Genomic DNA, 17,218 nt, shown 5'->3' with positions numbered 1-17,218 from the left:
CGACGGCGTCGATGTGCGCGAACGTCATGGTACTGAGTACCGTACGGACTGTATCGAGTACCAATTCCGGTACGGAGACCAGTTCCCGCAAGGAGATGCAGATGCAGAAGGTCGGAGTCGTCGGTGGCGGCTTGATGGGTTCGGGCATCGCCGAGGTCAGCGCGCGCGCCGGTCTCGACGTGATCGTGGTGGAGTCCTCGGACGCCGCCGCCGAGGCCGCGAAGGGCCGCCTGACCAAGTCGCTCGAGCGTGCCGAGGCGAAGGGCAAGATCGACTCCGCGGCCGCCGTGCTCGACAACATCCGCGTCGTCACCTCGCTGGACGAGCTCGCCGACCGCGACCTGGTCATCGAGGCCATCGTCGAGGACGAGGACGCCAAGACCGAGCTGTTCCGCCAGCTCGACAAGATCGTCACCTCGCCCGACGCGATCCTGGCCTCCAACACCTCCTCGATCCCGATCATGAAGCTCGGCGTGGTCACCTCGCGCCCCGAGCGCGTGCTCGGCATCCACTTCTTCAACCCGGTGCCGGTCCTCAAGCTCGTCGAGCTCGTGCCCTCCATCGTCACCTCCAAGGAGGTCACCGAGCAGGCGCGCACCTTCGTCGAGGGCACCCTGGGCAAGACCGCTATCGACTGCCAGGACCGCGCCGGCTTCGTGGTCAACTCGCTGCTGATCCCGTTCATCCTCTCGGCGATCCGGATGTTCGAGTCCGGCTTCGCCTCCGCCGAGGACATCGACAACGGCCTCGTGCTGGGCGCCGCGCACCCGCAGGGCCCGCTCGCCCTGGCCGACCTGATCGGCCTCGACACCACCAAGGCCGTCGCCGAGTCGCTGTACGAGGAGTTCAAGGAGTCCCTGTACGCCGCCCCGCCGCTGCTCAACCGCATGGTCGACGCCGGCCTGCTGGGCCGCAAGACCGGTCGCGGCTTCTACACCTACAACTGATCTCGGAAGGCACCACCCCATGAGCAACCCCGACTTCGACGTCTACCGGCTCTCCGAGGACCACGAGGCGATCCGCGAGGCCGTCCGTGAGATCTGCGAGGCCAAGATCGCGCCGTTCGCGGCCGAGGTGGACGACCAGGCCCGGTACCCGCAGGAGGCCGAGGACGCCCTCATCGCCTCCGACTTCTACGCGCCCCACGTGGCCGAGGAGTACGACGGTGTCGGCGCCGACGCGCTGGCCACCTGCATCGTGATCGAGGAGGTCGCCCGTGTCTGCGCGTCGTCCTCGCTGATCCCGGCGGTCAACAAGCTCGGTTCGATGCCGCTCATCCTGGGCGGCTCGGAGGAGCTGAAGGCGAAGTACCTGACCCCGCTCGCGCAGGGCAAGGGCGGCTTCTCCTACGGCCTGTCCGAGCGCGACGCCGGGTCCGACACGGCCTCGATGAAGACCCGTGCGGTGCGCGACGGTGACGAGTACGTCCTCAACGGCCAGAAGTCGTGGATCACCAACGCGGGCGTCTCGGAGTTCTACACCGTGCTCGCGGTGACCGACCCCGAGGGCAAGCGCGGCAGCAACGTCTCGGCGTTCATCGTGGAGAAGTCCGACGAGGGCTTCACCTTCGGCGAGAAGGAGCGCAAGCTCGGCATCAAGGGGTCCCCGACCCGCGAGCTGCTCTTCGACAACGTCCGGATCCCCGCCGACCGCATGATCGGCGAGCCCGGCACCGGCCTCAAGCTGGCGCTGCGCACCCTCGACCACACCCGCGTCACCATCGGTGCGCAGGCCGTCGGCATCGCCCAGGGCGCGCTCGACTTCGCCGTGGGCTACGTCAAGGAGCGCAAGCAGTTCGGCAAGCACATCGCCGACTTCCAGTCGATCCAGTTCATGCTGGCCGACATGGCGATGAAGCTCGAGGCCGCCCGCCAGATGGTCTACGTCGCCGCCGCCAAGTCCGAGCGCGACGACGCCGACCTCGGCTTCTTCGGTGCCGCCGCCAAGTGCTTCGCCTCCGACGTGGCCATGGAGATCACCACCGACGCCGTGCAGCTGCTCGGCGGGTACGGCTACACGCAGGACTTCCCGGTCGAGCGCATGATGCGCGACGCCAAGATCACCCAGATCTACGAGGGCACCAACCAGATCCAGCGTCTGGTGATGGGCCGCCAGGTCCTGGCCGGCTGACGCAGACCTCTCGTACGGCCCCTTCCCGCCACCGCGGGGAGGGGCCGTCGTGCGTCCGGGGCGCTCAGTCGCTGGCGCGCATCTTGGCCAGCCGGGCCCGCAGCGCGTCGACGCGGTGCGCGTTGGCGTGCAGGGACACGTACGTCTCGCCGTGCGCCCACAGCAGGGCGTCGTCGAGGCGCCGCACGGCGGCGGGAGGGTAGCGGTAGTCCATGCGCTCTGCGAGCGTCTCCTCGTCCACGCCGCGCAGGGTCTCGCCCAGCTCGGTGAGCGAGGTGATGCCCAGCTCGAGCACCAGGGTGCCGATCCAGTCGTAGTGCTCGGTGCGCGACCAGCCCGCGTCGGAGTACTGCCCGGCCAGGAAGGCGGCCAGCTCGCGCGCCGAGATCCGCGGGTCCCCGCCCGTCTCCGGAGCCCCGGCGCTGGTCAGCGACTCGCGCAGCTTGGCGCGGATCGTCGAGAACTCTCGGTCGGCCAGCTCGAGCAGGCCCGCGGCGAGGGTGAACCGGCGGTCGAGGTCGGGCACGTGCTCGTCGGGGACGGTGCCCTTGTAGCGGATGTCGTGCTCGAACTCGGCCCACGCGTGCTGCAGGACGGTGCGCAGCTGCACCTGCGCGACCAGGTCGGCCAGCTCGGGGTGCGCGGCGGCGTCGTCGGGCCCCAGCCCGATGTGCAGGTGGCGGCTGGCGTACCCGAAGCGTCCCTCGCTGGCCGTGACCAGCCCCAGGTCGCGGTCGTCGTGGACCACGAACTGCTCGTGGATCAGGTGCGCCACCGCGGTGACGTCGTCCTGGGCGTAGGTGATGACGCGCAGCCCGATCTGGTCGCCGATGTCCTCCAGCGGCTCGGCGTACATCGGCACCCCGTCGACCGTGCGCCGCGCCTTGCCGGCGAACGAGGCGACCGACTTCGTGCGTCCGCTGATCGCCAGGTAGTTGATGCCGGCCTCGTCCAGCACGGAGGTGATGAGCTCGGTGAACGACGTGGTGGCCCGCTTGAGCGCGGGCTGCCGGCGGGCGTACTCGCTCACCGCCGCCGACGTGTCGGTCGGCGCCGCCGGCGTCTGGCTCGCCTGCTCCGCCGCCGGGCGGCGCGGCGCGGGGGAGTGCCCGGCCGGCAGGGTCGGCGTCACGATGTAGCCGTTCTCGAAGTCCCCGTACGTCGTCAGCGCCTCCGGGGTGCGCACCGCCAGGAGCCCGACGTACGCGCAGACCACGGCGTCGACCTGGTCCTCCACGACGCGGACCTCGCTCTTGCGGCCAGCGCCGGCCACGTCGGAGCGCAGCGACGACCAGACGCCGGCGGCGGCCCCCTCGTCGAGGCGCAGCGGGACCTCGGCCCGTGCCAGCCCCTCCAGCAGCCCCATCAGGACCAGCAGCTCGGACCGCAGCTGGTCCAGCGTGCGGCCCGGCTTGTTCTTGTACTTCAGCGTGCGGCCCAGCCCGAACAGCGCGACCGTCGCCGGGTGCGGGTAGACCTCCAGGGCACGCCGGGCCCGTCCGGAGCGCGGGTTCATGTCCAGCCCGAGCCGTCCGGCCAGGCGGGCGCCGCGGGGCTTGCCGGCGAACTCGGGCTTGCCCGTGTTGGACGGGTGCGCGCCGGCGTCGAACCGGGCGAAGTCGCGGTTGAGTGCGGCCTCGGCCGGCCGGTTGCCAGTCGCGTTGACGACGATGAGGGGCGCGTCGAACGCGACCAGGCAGGCGTCGGCGACGTACGGGTCGAGGGCCGACACGATCTCGTCGTCGTCGGTGACGCTGCTCAGGTGCGCCAGGCGCCCATGGGCGTCCAGCACGGCCAGCCCGGTCGGGCGGCGGCCACCCCAGGCGAGGTCCACTCCTACGACATGCATGGGGCCACCCTGCCGTACGACAGTGACGTGCGCCGCATCAGTTAGGTGAACCTAAGAAGCAGGAGTACATTCCCGAGATGTGCTGGCGAACTACCTGATCGGTCTGCGTGAAGGCCTGGAGGCTGCCCTCGTGGTGAGCATCCTGGTGGCCTACCTCGTCAAGACGGACCGACGTCACCTCCTTCCGCGGATCTGGCTCGGCGTGGCCATCGCCGCCGGGGTGGCGCTCGCGTTCGGGTTCGCCCTCTTCTACGGCCCGCGCGGACTGACGTTCGAGGCCCAGGAGGCCATCGGAGGCATCCTGTCGATCGTCGCGGTCGGCCTGGTCACCTGGATGATCTTCTGGATGGCCAAGGCGTCCCGCTCGTTGAGCGGGGAGCTGCGCGGCCAGATCGACGACGCCGCCGAGGGCAGCTGGTGGGGTCTCGTCCTCGTCGCCATGCTCGCGGTGGGCCGCGAGGGCCTGGAGACGGCCCTGTTCCTGTGGTCGACCACCGAGGCCGCCACCCGCGAGTCCGGGGCCACCTGGCAGCCGCTCCTCGGCGCCGCGGCCGGACTGGCCACCGCCGTGGTCCTCGGGTGGCTCATCTACCGCGGGGCCATCTCGATCAACCTGTCGAAGTTCTTCGCCTGGACCGGTGGCTTCCTCATCATCGTGGCCGCCGGCGTCCTCGCGTACGGCGTCCACGACCTGCAGGAGGCCGGCATCCTGCCCGGCCTGCACACCCTGGCCTGGGACGTCTCGGAGGCCATCCCGCCGTCCAGCTGGTACGGAACCCTGCTCAAGGGCATCTTCAACTTCTCGCCCGCCACGACGGTCCTCGAGGCCGTCGCGTGGGTGCTCTACGTGGTCCCGGTGATGTTCCTCTTCGTCCGCGGGATCCGACGTTCCTCCACCCCCTCGACGCCGCAACCGGCCGCGTCCGAGATCTGACCGACACCAAGGAAGCACCATGAAGCGCTCGTCCCTCGCCGTCGCACTGCTCGCCGCGGTGCCCCTGCTGGCGGCCTGCACCGAGAACGTCGACCCGGACACGGAGTCCGGCGACGCCCGCACCATCGACGTCCTGTCCACCGCGGACGCGTGCGAGCTGTCGGCCACCGAGGCACCGGCGGGGACGCTGACGTTCAACGTCACCAACAACGGCTCCGAGGTCACCGAGTTCTACCTCCTGGCCTCCGACGGCCTGCGGATCGTGGCCGAGGTCGAGAACATCGGTCCCCAGCTGTCGCGCCAGCTCGTGGTCGCCGCCCCCGAGGGCGGGTACCTCACCGCCTGCAAGCCGGGGATGAAGGGCGACGGCATCCGCGACGACTTCACGGTCACCGAGTCCGACGAGGCGCCCACGGTGGACGCCGACGACCAGGCCCTGGTGGACGCGGCGCTGAAGAACTACGCCGCGTACGTCCAGGACCAGTCCGACCAGCTCGTCACCAAGACCTCCGAGTTCGTCGAGCTCTACAAGGCCGGCAACGACGACGAGGCGCGCGCCCTGTACGCGGAGGCCCGCGTGCACTGGGAGCGCATCGAGACCGTCGCCGAGTCCTTCGGTGACCTCGATCCGATGATGGACGCCCGCGAGGCCGACCTCGAGCCCGGTCAGAAGTGGACCGGCTGGCACCGCATCGAGAAGGACCTGTGGCCGCCGGCCAAGGGATACAAGGCGCTCAACGACAAGCAGCGCGCCACCTTCGCCGACGACCTCATGAAGAACACCGAGACCCTCGACGAGCGCGTCCAGGAGCTCGAGTACACCGTCGACCAGATCGCCAACGGCTCGCGCGGCCTGCTCGAGGAGGTCGCCAGCGGCAAGGTCACCGGCGAGGAGGAGATCTGGTCGCACACCGACCTGTGGGACTTCCAGGCCAACATCGACGGCGCCCGCGTCGCCTTCGAGGGCGTCAAGCCGATCGTCGAGGCCAAGGACGCCGAGCTGGCCGACACCCTGACCACCCGGTTCGACGCCCTGCAGGAGCTGCTCGACGCCCAGCGCACCGACGACGGCTTCCGCTACTACGACGAGCTCTCCCAGGCCGAGGTGCAGGAGCTCTCCAACGCGGTCAACGCGCTCTCGGAGCCGCTGTCCAAGCTCACCGCGGCGGTGCTGTCCTGACCGGCAACACCCTTCCGGACGCCGGGGGCGAGCAGCCCCCGGCGTCGCCGCACGCCACCGCCCCGGCGCGCGGCGCGCTCTCGCGCCGCGGTCTGCTCGGCGGGGGCGCCGCGGCGGCTGCCGCTCCCGGCGTCTTCGCGGCCGGCTGGGCAGTCAACGAGTCCCGCGACGCTGGGGCACCCGCCGCCCCGCGCGAGCCGTACGCCTTCCGCGGCGAGCACCAGGCCGGCATCACCACCCCCGCCCAGGACCGCCTGCACTTCGCCGCCTTCGACGTCACCACCGACTCCCGCGAGGAGCTCGTGGCCCTGCTGGTCGCCTGGACCGAGGCGGCCGAGCGGCTCACCCGCGGTGAGCCGGCCGGCGAGATCGGACCCGTCCAGGGTGCGGCCAACCTGCCGCCCGACGACACCGGTGAGGCGATCGGTCTGGGCGCCAGCGGCCTGACCCTGACCTTCGGGTTCGGGCCCACGCTCTTCACCGACGCCGACGGCAAGGACCGCTTCGGCCTGGCCTCCGCGCAGCCCGCGGCTCTGCGTCCGCTGCCGCACTTCCCGTTCGACGTCCTCGAGGAGCGGGCGGTCGGCGGGGACCTGTGCATCCAGGCGTGCGCGGACGACCCGCAGGTCGCCGTGCACGCGATCCGCAACCTGGCCCGCATCGGCATGGGCACCGTGGCCGTGCGCTGGTCGCAGCTGGGCTTCGGGCGTACGTCGACCACGTCGACCTCCCAGTCCACCCCGCGCAACCTGTTCGGGTTCAAGGACGGCACCGCCAACGTCAAGGCCGAGGAGACCGAGGCGCTCGCCGACCACGTGTGGGTGCAGGCCGACGACGACCCCAAGGGCGCCTGGCTGGCCGGCGGGTCGTACCTCGCGGCGCGTCGCATCAACATGCTGATCGAGACCTGGGACCGCCAGCCGCTGGCCGACCAGGAGGCCTTCACGGGCCGCTCCAAGGACACCGGCGCACCGCTGTCGGGAGGGCAGGAGTTCACCGAGCCCGACTTCGACCTGCCGGGCTCCAACGGTCCCGCGATCGCGGTGGACGCCCACGTGCGCGTGGTGCACCCCGACTTCCACGACGGCGCCCGGATGCTGCGTCGCGGCTACAACTTCGTCGACGGCTCCAACGACCTCGGGGGGCTCAACGCGGGCCTGTTCTTCCTGGCCTACGTCCGCAACCCCGACACCCACTTCATCCCCGTGCAGACCGCGATGGCCAAGTCCGACGCGCTGATGGAGTACCTCAAGGTCACCGGGTCGGCGCTGTTCGCGATCCCCGCCGGAGCCAAGCCCGGTGAGCACGTGGGTCAGGCGCTGTTCGAGGCCACCGCCTGACCGACGTGCGTCAGACGGTGTCGTCCTCGAGCGTGGCCATGTCGACCGTACGGCGGGCGTTGGCGATCGAGCTGCACACCACCACGCCGAACTGACCCTCGCGGTCGAAGACGGCGGCCGCTCCTGCGGCCACGCCGGCGTGCTCGGTGCGGTCCAGCGTGCGCAGGCCGACCTCGACCCCGACCGGCAGCCTGGTCATGCTCAGGGTGGCGTCGGTGTTGATGTACTCCACGCCGCGGCTGCCCCAGTTGGTCGTCATGTTGACCCCGTCGGCCGAGGACGCAGCAGCCTCGAACGCCGTCAGCGGGGAGCCGTCGACGACCGGGTGGCAGACGTGGAAGTAGCTGTGCCGCTCACCGTTCTGGTGCGAGGCGAACTCCTGGGTCCACGGGCCCTCGCCGCTGCGTACGAACGGCATCTGGGGCACGTCGGAGACGGGTGCCACGTCGGTGCTCGGGGCGGTGGGTCGGTCGGTGGGGGACCAGACCTCCCCGGGCGCGGACTCGCTGGCGCGGACGAACGTCGCGCTGGCCCGGGCCACCGGTCGTCCGTCCTGGGTGAGCTCCACGTCGAGCAGGCAGATCCGGGGCCCGTCGCGCACCACCCGGGTGCTCACCGTGCAGTCGGCGTACCGCGGCGGCGCGAAGAGCTCGACGGCGAACCGGGCCGGGACCAGGTCCTCGGCACGCCCGTGGCCGACGAGCGCCTGCTCGGCGGCGTGACCGAGCAGGCCGCACACGGCCACGCCGTGGATGCTGTCGTGGCTCCAGGAGCCACGGGCGTCCGGCAGGGGCGCGAACAGCGTCCCCTGCCGGGCGAAGTAGGCGTCGCTCACCGATCAGTGGTCGTGGGTGTGCGCGACGTAGACGTCGCAGTGCGCCTTGTGCAGGATCGCGGTCGCGATGCTGCCGAGCACCCGCGAGGGTCCCTGGACGCGCTTGTTGCCGATCACGATGAGGCTGGCACCGATCGACTCCGCGTGGTCGGTGATCGCGGTGGCCGCGCGGCCCTCGAGGCCGCTGGTGACCACCGTGAGCTCGGGGTGGGCCAGGTGAAGGCGGGCGGCCAGCGACTCGGTCAGCTGGCGGGCCTCGTCGGCCGAGGAGATCACAAAGGTCTCGTGACCGATCTCCACCGTCTCGACCTCCTGCTTGCCGAACGCGCTCACCACGTGCAGCTCGGCGCCCAGTGCGGCGGCGAGGGTGGCGGCGCGGTCGGCCGCGGCGGCGGCGGTGATGCTGTTGTCGACTCCGACGACGATCTTGGGTGCCACGTGAACTCCTTTGTCCGGTCCGTGTCTGCGCAGAATGTCAGCCCGACCGCCGGTACGGAACAGCGGGTACCGCCCAGCGGATCTCGGGTGGCACGCCCGGAGGCCTCACGGGGGTGGCAGCAGCCGCTTCTTCTGGACCTTGCCCATCTCGTTGCGCGGCAGTGAGGTGGCGAACCGGACCTCGCGCGGACGCTTGTGCGCGGACAGCTCGGCGCCCACGAGGTCGACCAGCTCGGCGCCCAGCCGCTCGCCCGCGGCGCCCGCCACGTCGACTCCGGTGCGCGCGACCACGTGGGCGACGATCCGCTGGCCGAGGTCGTCGTCCGGCTCGCCGACGACCGCGCACTCTGCCACCGCGGGGTGGCCCAGCAGCGTGGACTCGATCTCACCGGCGCCGATGCGCCAGCCGCCGGACTTGATCAGGTCGACCGACTCGCGGCCCACGATCCGGTGCGCGCCGTCGGCCGTCACCACCGCGACGTCGCCCGTACGGAACCAGCCGTCCTCGGTCCACGCCTCCGCGGTCGCCTCGGGACGGTTCAGGTAGCCGTCGAACAGGGTCGCGCCGCGGACCTGCAGGTGCCCCACGGTCTCGCCGTCGTGCGGGACCTCGTGGCCGGCGTCGTCCACCAGTCGGGTCTCGACCCCGGCGACCGGGGTGCCGACCCAGCCGGCTCGGGGCTCGCCGTCGGCACGGGTGGCCACGGTGATCAGGGTCTCGCTCATCCCGTACCGCTCGACCGGGGCCAGGCCGGTCAGCTCCTGCAGCCGGTCGAAGACGGGGACGGGCAGCGCCGCCGACCCCGACACGAGCAGGCGGGCGCCCGCCAGGGCCCGCGCGTGCTCGGGGGAGTCCGCGATCCGCGACCAGATCGTGGGGACCGCGAAGTACATCGTCGCGCCCTTCCCGGCGGCGGACGCGTACGCCTCGGGGGTGCCGCGCCCGACGTGGACCAGGCTCGCGCCGACGGTGAGGGGGCCGAGCACGCCGAGGATGAGTCCGTGCACGTGGAAGAGGGGAAGGCCGTGGGCCAGGACGTCCTCGGAGGTCCACTGCCACGCCTCGACCAGCGCGTCGAGGCCGGCGCGCACGGCGCTGCGAGACAGCAGAACGCCCTTCGGAAGGCCCGTCGTCCCCGAGGTGTAGAGGACGAACGCGGTGGTGCTGGCGTCGTCCACGGGGCGCAGGAGGGCCGGCCAGGTGCGTTCGGCCAGGTCGACGTGGACCTGGGGGAGGTCGGGCAACCCGTCGACGTCGGGCATCTCGCCCAACCACGCGTCCGGTGCGCTGTCGGCGAGGATGTGCCGCAGCTCGGCGGCGCCCGAGTCGGGCGGTACGGGCACCACCTCGATGCCGGCCATGAGGGCGCCGACCACCGCGATGGTGGTGCTCAGCGTGGGGCGCGCGAGGACCGCGACCCGGGCGAGCCCGGTCACGGAGCGGGCGACCGTCTCCGCGGCTCCGAACACGTCCGGGTGGGACAGGCGCTCGCCGGCCACTTCCACGAAGTGCTCCGGGTCGCCGATCAGGAGGCCGTTGATCACAGGCCCGCAGCCTAGGCCCGGGCCTCGTCCGGGGTCACGGGGGACCAGACCGCCGGGTGTCACGGGTGCGTCATCGACTCCACGTCGAGCGCGGCGTCGAGCTGCTCCTCGGTGAGCTCGCCGCGCTCCACGAAGCCCATCGCCAGCACCGTGTCGCGGATCGTGGCGCCGTCGGCCAGTGCCTTCTTGGCCACCGTGGCCGCCGCCTCGTACCCGATGTGCCGGTTGAGCGGGGTGACCACCGACGGGGACGACTCGGCGTAGCGGCGCATCCGGTCGGCGTCGACGTTGATGCCGTCGACGCAGCGCTCGGCGAGCAGGCGGCTGGAGGTGGACAGGATCCGTACGGACTCCAGCAGGTTGCGGGCCATCACCGGCATCATCACGTTGAGCTCGAAGTTGCCCGCGGCACCCGCCCACGCGACCGTCGCGTCGTTGCCGACGACCTGCGCGCAGACCATCAGCGTCGCCTCCGGGAGCACCGGGTTGACCTTGCCGGGCATGATGCTCGACCCCGGCTGCAGGTCGGGCAGGTGGATCTCGGCGAGCCCGGTGGTGGGGCCGGAGGACATCCAGCGCAGGTCGTTGCAGATCTTGGTCAGGCCCACCGCGTACGTGCGCAGCGCCCCCGACAGCTCGACGAGGGAGTCGCGGGTCCCCTGGGCCTCGAAGTGGTTGCGGGCCTCGGTGAACGGCTCGCCGGTCAGCTCGGCGAGGACCTCGATCACCCGCGCGGAGAAGCCGGGCGGCGTGTTGATGCCGGTGCCGACGGCGGTGCCGCCCAGCGGCAGCTCGCGGACGCGCGGGAGCACGGAGGTGAGGCGCTCGGTCGCGTACCGCACGGTGGCCGCGTACCCGCCGAACTCCTGGCCCAGCATCACCGGGGTGGCGTCCATCAGGTGGGTGCGGCCCGACTTCACCACGCCCGCGAACTCGTCCGCCTTGCGCTCGAGCGAGGTGGCGAGCACGTCGAGAGCGGGCAGCAGGTCCTCGACGACCGCGAGGGTCGCCGCGACGTGGATCGAGGTCGGGAAGGTGTCGTTGGACGACTGGGAAGCGTTGACGTGGTCGTTGGGGTGCACCTGCGTGCCGGCGGTGCTGGCCAGGGAGGCGATGACCTCGTTGGCGTTCATGTTGGAGCTGGTGCCCGACCCGGTCTGGAAGACGTCGAGCGGGAACGCGTCGTCGTGCCGCCCGGCCGCGACCTGTCCCGCCGCCACCTGCAGCGCGGCCGCCTGCCCGGCGTCGAGGACGCCGAGCTCGCCGTTGACCCGTGCCGCGGCCTGCTTGACCAGGCCGAGGGCGCGTACGTGCCGGGGCTCCAGCGTGGTGCCGGAGATCGGGAAGTTCTCCACCGCCCGCTGCGTCTGCGCCCGCCACATCGCGTCGGCGGGCACCTGGACCTCGCCCATGGAGTCGTGCTCGGTACGGAAGTCGGCCATGCCTCGAACCTAGCGCGCAGCCGGTGCTGCTTGACTGGCCGACGACCCGTCCCCGTGCAGAGGAGAACCCGTGAGGATCGCGATCATCGTCGGAACCACCCGTCCCGGACGCGTCGGCCCCAGCGTGGGCCGGTGGGTCCTGGAGCAGGCGCAGGCGTACGGCGGGGCGGAGTACGAGCTCGTCGAGGTCGCCGACTTCGGCCTCGTCCTGCTCGACGAGGCGACCGTCCCCGGGGCCGCTGCCCGGCAGTACGAGAACCCCGCGACCCGGCGCTGGTCGGAGACGATCGACTCCTTCGACGGGTTCGTCTTCGTCACCGCGGAGTACAACCACTCCATCCCCGCGGCCTTCAAGAACGCCTTCGACGTGCTGTACCCCGAGTGGGGCGGCAAGGCGGTCGCGTTCGTCTCGTACGGCGCCGACGGCGGGGTGCGCGCGGTCGAGCACTGGCGTCCCGTCGTCGCCAACGCCCACCTGCTCGCGGTGCGGTCCGTGGTGACGCTGCCGACGTACATCGACTTCGGTGACGACGGGTTCGCCCCGACGGAGCGCCGCGCAGGAGAGGCGGAGAAGATGCTCGGCGCACTGCTCGAGCTCACCGCCACCCTGCGCGGCTGACCGCCGCGGCGCGTCTCTCAGACGAGCGTGATCCGACCCGTGCGCAGCGTCTTGCCGCCCACGCGCACGGCGACCTTGTAGGTGGCCTTGCGCCTGGGCGCCTTCAGCTTCACCAGGTCGGCGGCGGCGCGGGCGGTGGTGGTGACCTTCGCGCCCTTGCGGACCGGCGTCCACACGAACTGGACGGTGGCGTTGTCCTCGATGCCGCGCAGGCGCAGCCACTGGGTGGAGCCGGCCGCGGCCCGGGCGGGCAGAACCTGGACCCACGGGTCGACGGTCTCGGGCTGCGGGGCCGGGTCGCCGCCCAGCTTCTCGATCAGCGCGGTGACGGCGTCGGCGTCCTCGATCGCCACCGACCGGTCGGCGTCGAGCACGCCGACGGTGACGTAGCCCTGCGCCAGGACGGCGGTGTCGGTGCCGGGCAGTGGCGTCTCGGTGCCGCGGGCGCCCTGGATCTTGTACACGCCGGGGTCGGCCTGCGGGACGTAGGTGAACGCGGCAGCGGAGGCCTGCGAATTCGCCGCGTACCGGATCCCCAGGGGTGCGGGACGCTCGGCGCTCAGCTGCGGGTAGTTGACGTTGATGACGTGGCCGCGGTCGAGGTCGGGAAGGCCCTGGGCGAGCATGTCGACGAGCAGGTCCGCGGTCTCGGCGTACGCCCCGGTGGCGCCCGCCCCGTACCCGGTGGCGGTGCTGATCGCCACCGACGGGATGTCGAACATGCCGGCGGCGACCGTGGCGGCGCCGATCGTGCCGGAGAAGTTGGTGTCGAAGCCGGTGTTGGAGCCGACGTTCGTGCCGGAGACGACCAGGTCGGGCTTCTCGTCGAAGAGCTGGTCGAGGCCGAACAGGACGGTGCCGGCGGGGCTGGTGCTCACCGACCACGCGCCCGGTTGCTGCTCCAGGGCGGTGAGGTTGCCGGAGAAGTCGACGCGGGCGCTGACGCCGCTCTGGTTGGTGGCGGGGGCGACCAGGGTGACGGTGTGGCCGGCGGCCTCGAGGGCGTCGTGGACGGCGGTGATGCCCGGCGCGTCCCAGCCGTCGTCGTTGGTGAGCAGGATGTTGAGGCCGGTCGTGGGCAGGACCGCGGCCGCGGGGGCGGTCGTCTCGTCCGCGTGCGCGGTGAGGGCGACGGTGCCGCCGAGGGTGGCGACGAGCGCGAGGCTGGCGACGCCGGCGGTACGGCGCGCGTGAGGGATCTTCATGGGATCTCCGAGTGTCAGGGGTGGTGTGTGACGTCCGTCACGACGCGCACCGTAGGTGGCTGCGCCGCGCGACGGGTCTCCCGCTTCCACTCACCGGACGTGCGACGACCCGGCCGCTGGAGCAGCCGGGTCGTCGCACGTCGCGCGTCAGGAACGAGGGGTCACTCCGCGGAGCGCACCCGGATCCCGGAGGCGGCCAGCGTGCTCAGCGGGACCGTCACCGCGCCGGAGGGGTCGGTGAAGAAGTCGTTGCCCTTGTCGTCGACCACGATGAAGGCCGGGAAGTCCTCGACCTCGATCTTCCACACGGCCTCCATGCCGAGCTCGGGGTACTCGATGACCTCCTGGGACTTGATGCAGTCCTGCGCCAGACGGGCGGCGGGGCCGCCGATCGAGCCGAGGTAGAAGCCGCCGTGGGTCCCGCAGGCGTCGGTGACCTGCTTGGACCGGTTGCCCTTGGCCAGCATCACCATGGAGCCGCCGGCGGCCTGGAACTGCTCGACGTACGAGTCCATGCGCCCGGCCGTGGTCGGACCGAACGAGCCGGACGCCATGCCCTCCGGCGTCTTGGCCGGGCCGGCGTAGTAGACGGGGTGGTTCTTGAGGTAGTCGGGCATCTCCTCGCCGGCGTCGAGGCGCTCCTTGATCTTGGCGTGCGCGATGTCGCGGGCCACCACCAGCGGGCCGGTCAGCGACAGACGCGTCTTGACCGGGTACTGGCTCAGCTGGGCGAGGATCTGGTCCATCGGCTGGTTGAGGTCGACCTTGACGACCTCGCCGCCGGCGATGTCCTCGGCGATGCCGGCGTCCGGCATGTACTGCGCCGGGTCGGTCTCGAGCTGCTCGAGGAAGACGCCCTCGGGGGTGATCTTGCCGAGCGCCTGGCGGTCGGCCGAGCAGGAGACCGCGATCGCGACGGGGCAGGAGGCGCCGTGGCGGGGGAGTCGTACCACGCGCACGTCGTGGCAGAAGTACTTGCCGCCGAACTGGGCGCCGATGCCGAAGGACTGGGTCAGCTTGAAGACCTCCTCCTCCAGCTCGGTGTCGCGGAAGCCGTGGGCCGACATGGAGCCCTCGGTCGGCAGGTCGTCGAGGTAGTGCGCGGAGGCGTACTTGGCGGTCTTGAGCGCGAACTCGGCGCTGGTGCCGCCGATGACCACGGCGAGGTGGTACGGCGGGCACGCGGCCGTGCCGAGCGAGCGGATCTTCTCGTCGAGGAACTCCAGCAGGCGGGTCGGGTTGAGCACCGCCTTGGTCTCCTGGAACAGGAACGACTTGTTGGCCGAGCCGCCGCCCTTGGCCATGAAGAGGAACTTGTACTCGGGCTTGCCGGAGGTCTGCGGCGTCGAGTAGATCTCGATCTGCGCCGGCAGGTTGGTGCCGGTGTTCTTCTCCTCGTACGTCGTGATCGGCGCGAGCTGCGAGTAGCGCAGGTTCAGCTGGGTGTACGCGTCGTACACGCCCTTGCTGATCGCCTCACCGTCGTCGGAGCCGGTCAGGACGCCCTCGGACTTCTTGCCCATCACGATGGCGGTGCCGGTGTCCTGGCACATCGGCAGCACGCCGCCGGCGGAGATGTTGACGTTCTTGAGCAGGTCGAGCGCGACGAAGCGGTCGTTGCCGGACGCCTCGGGGTCGTCGATGATCTTGCGCAGCTGCTTGAGGTGGCCCGGGCGCAGGTAGTGGCTGATGTCGTGCATCGCCTCGCGGGTCAGCGTCTGGATCGCCTCGGGGGAGACCTTGAGGAACGTCTCGCCGTCGGCCTCGAAGGTGGAGACGCCCTCGGTGGTGATCAGCCGGTACGGCGTCTCGTCCTCGCCGTTGGAGCCGTGGGTCGGGAGGAGGTCGGAGTAGCGGAACTCGGGTCCGGTCGCAGCGTTGCTCACGATGTGTCAGGATACGCCGCCCACCAGGAGGACACCGGGGGGCTCCGCCATCCGGCCGACCTAGGCATGCGTGGCATGCGTTACACCCGACTCGGCACCACCGGCCTCGAGGTCTCCGCCGTCACGCTGGGCTGCATGAGCTGGGGCGACCCGGCCCGCGGCTGGCACCCGTGGATCCTCGACGAGGACGCGGCCCGCCCGCTGATCACCGCCGCGTGGGAGGCCGGGGTCACCGTCTTCGACACGGCCAACGTGTACGCGGCCGGCTCGAGCGAGGAGGTGACGGGCAAGATCCTGCGCGAGATCGCCCCGCGCGAGGAGTACGTGCTGGCCACCAAGGTGCACGGCCGGATGCGGCCCGGTCCCAACGGCGCAGGGCTGTCGCGGCGGGCGATCATGACGGAGATCGACGCCAGCCTGACGCGCCTGGGCACTGACCACGTCGACCTCTACCAGATCCACCGGTGGGACCCGGCGACCCCGATCGAGGAGACGATGGAGGCGCTCCACGACGTGGTGAAGGCGGGCAAGGCGCGCTACATCGGTGCATCGTCGATGTACGCGTGGCAGTTCGCCACGGCCCAGCACGTTGCCGAGCGCCACGGGTGGACGACGTTCGTCTCGATGCAGAACCACTACAACCTGCTCTACCGCGAGGAGGAGCGGGAGATGCTGCCGTACTGCGAGGACTCCGGCGTCGGCGTCCTGCCGTGGAGCCCGCTGGCGCGGGGCCGGCTCACCCGCGACTGGGACGCCACCACCGCCCGCTCCGAGGGCGACGAGTGGGGCCGCAACCTCTACCCGGACTCCGACCGGGTCATCGTCGACACCGTGGCCGCGGTCGCGGAGCGTCGGGGCGTCTCCCGCGCGCAGGTGGCGCTGGCCTGGCTGATGGCGCAGCCGGCGGTCACCTCGCCGATCGTGGGCGTCACCAAGCCGCACCACCTCACCGACGCTGTCGCAGCCGTCGACCTCGAGCTCACCGCCGAGGAGCTGGCCGAGCTGGCCGCCCCGTACGAGCCGCACCGCATCGTCGGGCACTGAGCCGGGCCGCTGAGGCCCGCTCCGGGGCCCGGCGTCAGCGGTCGGCTCCCCAGTTGGCGACGATCGCGGCCACGGGCGGGATGACGGCCGCGACCGCCGACATGGCCACGGCCGCGGTGGTCGAGTAGTCCTTCACGACGTACCAGGCGAGCACGATCAGCGTGACGCAGACCGTCATCAGCAGCACGTACCAGCGCTGGCGCCGGCGCAGGCGGTCGCTCTGCGACTCCTTGGCGTCGGTCACGCTGACCGGTCTCGGGTGGTACGCCATGGTTCCAGCGTGCCACGCCGCACCGCACGCCTCCTTGCCCTCCCACCCGCCGAGGTCCACTCTCGAAGGAGTGGCCCGACCGCCGCGGCCGGGCCCTTCTCGGGAAGGACCACGTGATGGCGCACGAGACCGCGACCGCACCCCCACCTCCGCCCACCCGACGCCGCCGGACCTCACCGCTGCAGGTCGTGGTGTGGGTGGCCGTCGCCCTCGCCGGCGCGACCTGCTGGGCGATGCTGGCCCTCAGGCGGGGTGAGGACGTCTCGGCGTTGTGGATCCTGTTCGCGGCGTTGGCCTCGTACGCGATCGCGTACCGCTTCTACGCCCGCTTCATCGCGTACCGGGTCCTCATGGTCGACAAGACCCGGGCCACGCCCGCCGAACGCCTGGAGAACGGGCGCGACTTCGACGTCACCGACCGTCGCGTCCTGTTCGGCCACCACTTCGCCGCCATCGCCGGCGCCGGCCCGCTGGTCGGCCCGGTGCTGGCCGCGCAGATG

Annotated in this window: 16 protein-coding genes; 8 read left to right on the top strand and 8 right to left on the bottom strand. The window is 71.5% G+C overall.

Annotated elements, in window-relative coordinates; genetic code table 11:
- Positions 1–101 precede the first annotated feature (101 nt).
- Together ACI379_RS02080 and ACI379_RS02075 are read left to right on the top strand one after the other, a co-directional pair.
- The gene (locus tag ACI379_RS02080) at positions 102–947 is read left to right on the top strand and encodes a 3-hydroxybutyryl-CoA dehydrogenase (protein ID WP_439790398.1); all 846 of its coding nucleotides are present in this window, start codon (positions 102–104) and stop codon (positions 945–947) included.
- A gap of 19 nt (positions 948–966) precedes the next feature.
- The gene (locus ACI379_RS02075) at positions 967–2,130 is read left to right on the top strand and encodes an acyl-CoA dehydrogenase family protein (RefSeq protein WP_439790397.1); all 1,164 of its coding nucleotides are present in this window, start codon (positions 967–969) and stop codon (positions 2,128–2,130) included.
- Between the two features lie 64 nt (positions 2,131–2,194).
- Here the strand turns inward: ACI379_RS02075 and ACI379_RS02070 are convergent, their stop codons facing one another.
- Positions 2,195–3,979, bottom strand: coding sequence for a DUF429 domain-containing protein (locus ACI379_RS02070; RefSeq protein WP_439790396.1), 1,785 nt, complete (start codon positions 3,977–3,979; stop codon positions 2,195–2,197).
- Between the two features lie 79 nt (positions 3,980–4,058).
- Here ACI379_RS02070 and efeU point away from each other — a divergent pair, with 79 nt between their 5' ends.
- From efeU to efeB, 3 genes are read left to right on the top strand one after another with little or no spacing between them, the layout of a single operon-like run.
- The gene (gene efeU / locus ACI379_RS02065; RefSeq protein WP_439790395.1) at positions 4,059–4,913 is read left to right on the top strand and encodes an iron uptake transporter permease EfeU; all 855 of its coding nucleotides are present in this window, start codon (positions 4,059–4,061) and stop codon (positions 4,911–4,913) included.
- 19 nt (positions 4,914–4,932) lie between these two features.
- Complete coding sequence (efeO, locus tag ACI379_RS02060) at positions 4,933–6,093, top strand: iron uptake system protein EfeO (protein WP_439790394.1); 1,161 nt, start codon at positions 4,933–4,935, stop codon at positions 6,091–6,093.
- Entirely contained in the window at positions 6,090–7,433 is a 1,344-nt protein-coding gene (efeB, locus tag ACI379_RS02055; protein WP_439790437.1) for an iron uptake transporter deferrochelatase/peroxidase subunit, read from the top strand. Before efeO ends, efeB begins: the two co-directional genes overlap by 4 nt.
- Positions 7,434–7,443: 10 nt before the next feature.
- Here the strand turns inward: efeB and ACI379_RS02050 are convergent, their stop codons facing one another.
- The 4 genes from ACI379_RS02050 to ACI379_RS02035 form a co-directional block, all read right to left on the bottom strand.
- Entirely contained in the window at positions 7,444–8,268 is an 825-nt protein-coding gene (locus ACI379_RS02050) for an acyl-CoA thioesterase domain-containing protein (protein ID WP_439790393.1), read from the bottom strand.
- A 3-nt stretch (positions 8,269–8,271) separates the two neighbouring features.
- Entirely contained in the window at positions 8,272–8,706 is a 435-nt protein-coding gene (locus tag ACI379_RS02045) for a universal stress protein (RefSeq protein WP_439790392.1), read from the bottom strand.
- A gap of 105 nt (positions 8,707–8,811) precedes the next feature.
- The gene (locus ACI379_RS02040) at positions 8,812–10,251 is read right to left on the bottom strand and encodes an acyl-CoA synthetase (protein ID WP_439790391.1); all 1,440 of its coding nucleotides are present in this window, start codon (positions 10,249–10,251) and stop codon (positions 8,812–8,814) included.
- Positions 10,252–10,310: 59 nt separating this feature from the next.
- Positions 10,311–11,693, bottom strand: coding sequence for a class II fumarate hydratase (locus ACI379_RS02035; RefSeq protein ID WP_439790390.1), 1,383 nt, complete (start codon positions 11,691–11,693; stop codon positions 10,311–10,313).
- 70 nt (positions 11,694–11,763) lie between these two features.
- On the opposite strand from ACI379_RS02035, the gene ACI379_RS02030 reads away from it, so the two are divergent.
- On the top strand, positions 11,764–12,312 hold the full coding sequence (locus ACI379_RS02030; RefSeq protein ID WP_439790389.1) for an NADPH-dependent FMN reductase: 549 nt from the start codon (positions 11,764–11,766) through the stop codon (positions 12,310–12,312).
- A 17-nt stretch (positions 12,313–12,329) separates the two neighbouring features.
- Here ACI379_RS02030 and surE read toward each other — a convergent pair whose 3' ends face one another.
- Positions 12,330–13,517 carry a 5'/3'-nucleotidase SurE gene (gene surE, locus ACI379_RS02025; RefSeq protein ID WP_439790388.1) on the bottom strand — a complete coding sequence of 396 codons (1,188 nt, stop codon included), beginning with the start codon at positions 13,515–13,517 and terminating at the stop codon, positions 12,330–12,332.
- A 161-nt stretch (positions 13,518–13,678) separates the two neighbouring features.
- Positions 13,679–15,403 carry a fumarate hydratase gene (locus ACI379_RS02020; protein ID WP_439790387.1) on the bottom strand — a complete coding sequence of 575 codons (1,725 nt, stop codon included), beginning with the start codon at positions 15,401–15,403 and terminating at the stop codon, positions 13,679–13,681.
- A gap of 75 nt (positions 15,404–15,478) precedes the next feature.
- Between ACI379_RS02020 and ACI379_RS02015 the strand changes: the two genes are divergently transcribed.
- Positions 15,479–16,447, top strand: coding sequence for an aldo/keto reductase (locus ACI379_RS02015; protein ID WP_439790386.1), 969 nt, complete (start codon positions 15,479–15,481; stop codon positions 16,445–16,447).
- A 34-nt stretch (positions 16,448–16,481) separates the two neighbouring features.
- Here the strand turns inward: ACI379_RS02015 and ACI379_RS02010 are convergent, their stop codons facing one another.
- Positions 16,482–16,718 carry a DUF3099 domain-containing protein gene (locus ACI379_RS02010; RefSeq protein WP_439790385.1) on the bottom strand — a complete coding sequence of 79 codons (237 nt, stop codon included), beginning with the start codon at positions 16,716–16,718 and terminating at the stop codon, positions 16,482–16,484.
- Positions 16,719–16,834: 116 nt separating this feature from the next.
- On the opposite strand from ACI379_RS02010, the gene ACI379_RS02005 reads away from it, so the two are divergent.
- Positions 16,835–17,218, top strand: a 384-nt coding sequence (locus ACI379_RS02005; RefSeq protein WP_439790384.1) for a carbon starvation CstA family protein, incomplete at its 3' end; no start/stop codon positions are given.

The organism is Nocardioides sp. (assembly GCF_051876515.1).
Classification (GTDB): domain Bacteria; phylum Actinomycetota; class Actinomycetes; order Propionibacteriales; family Nocardioidaceae; genus Nocardioides.
This window is presented reverse-complemented; position numbering and strand designations above follow the sequence as displayed.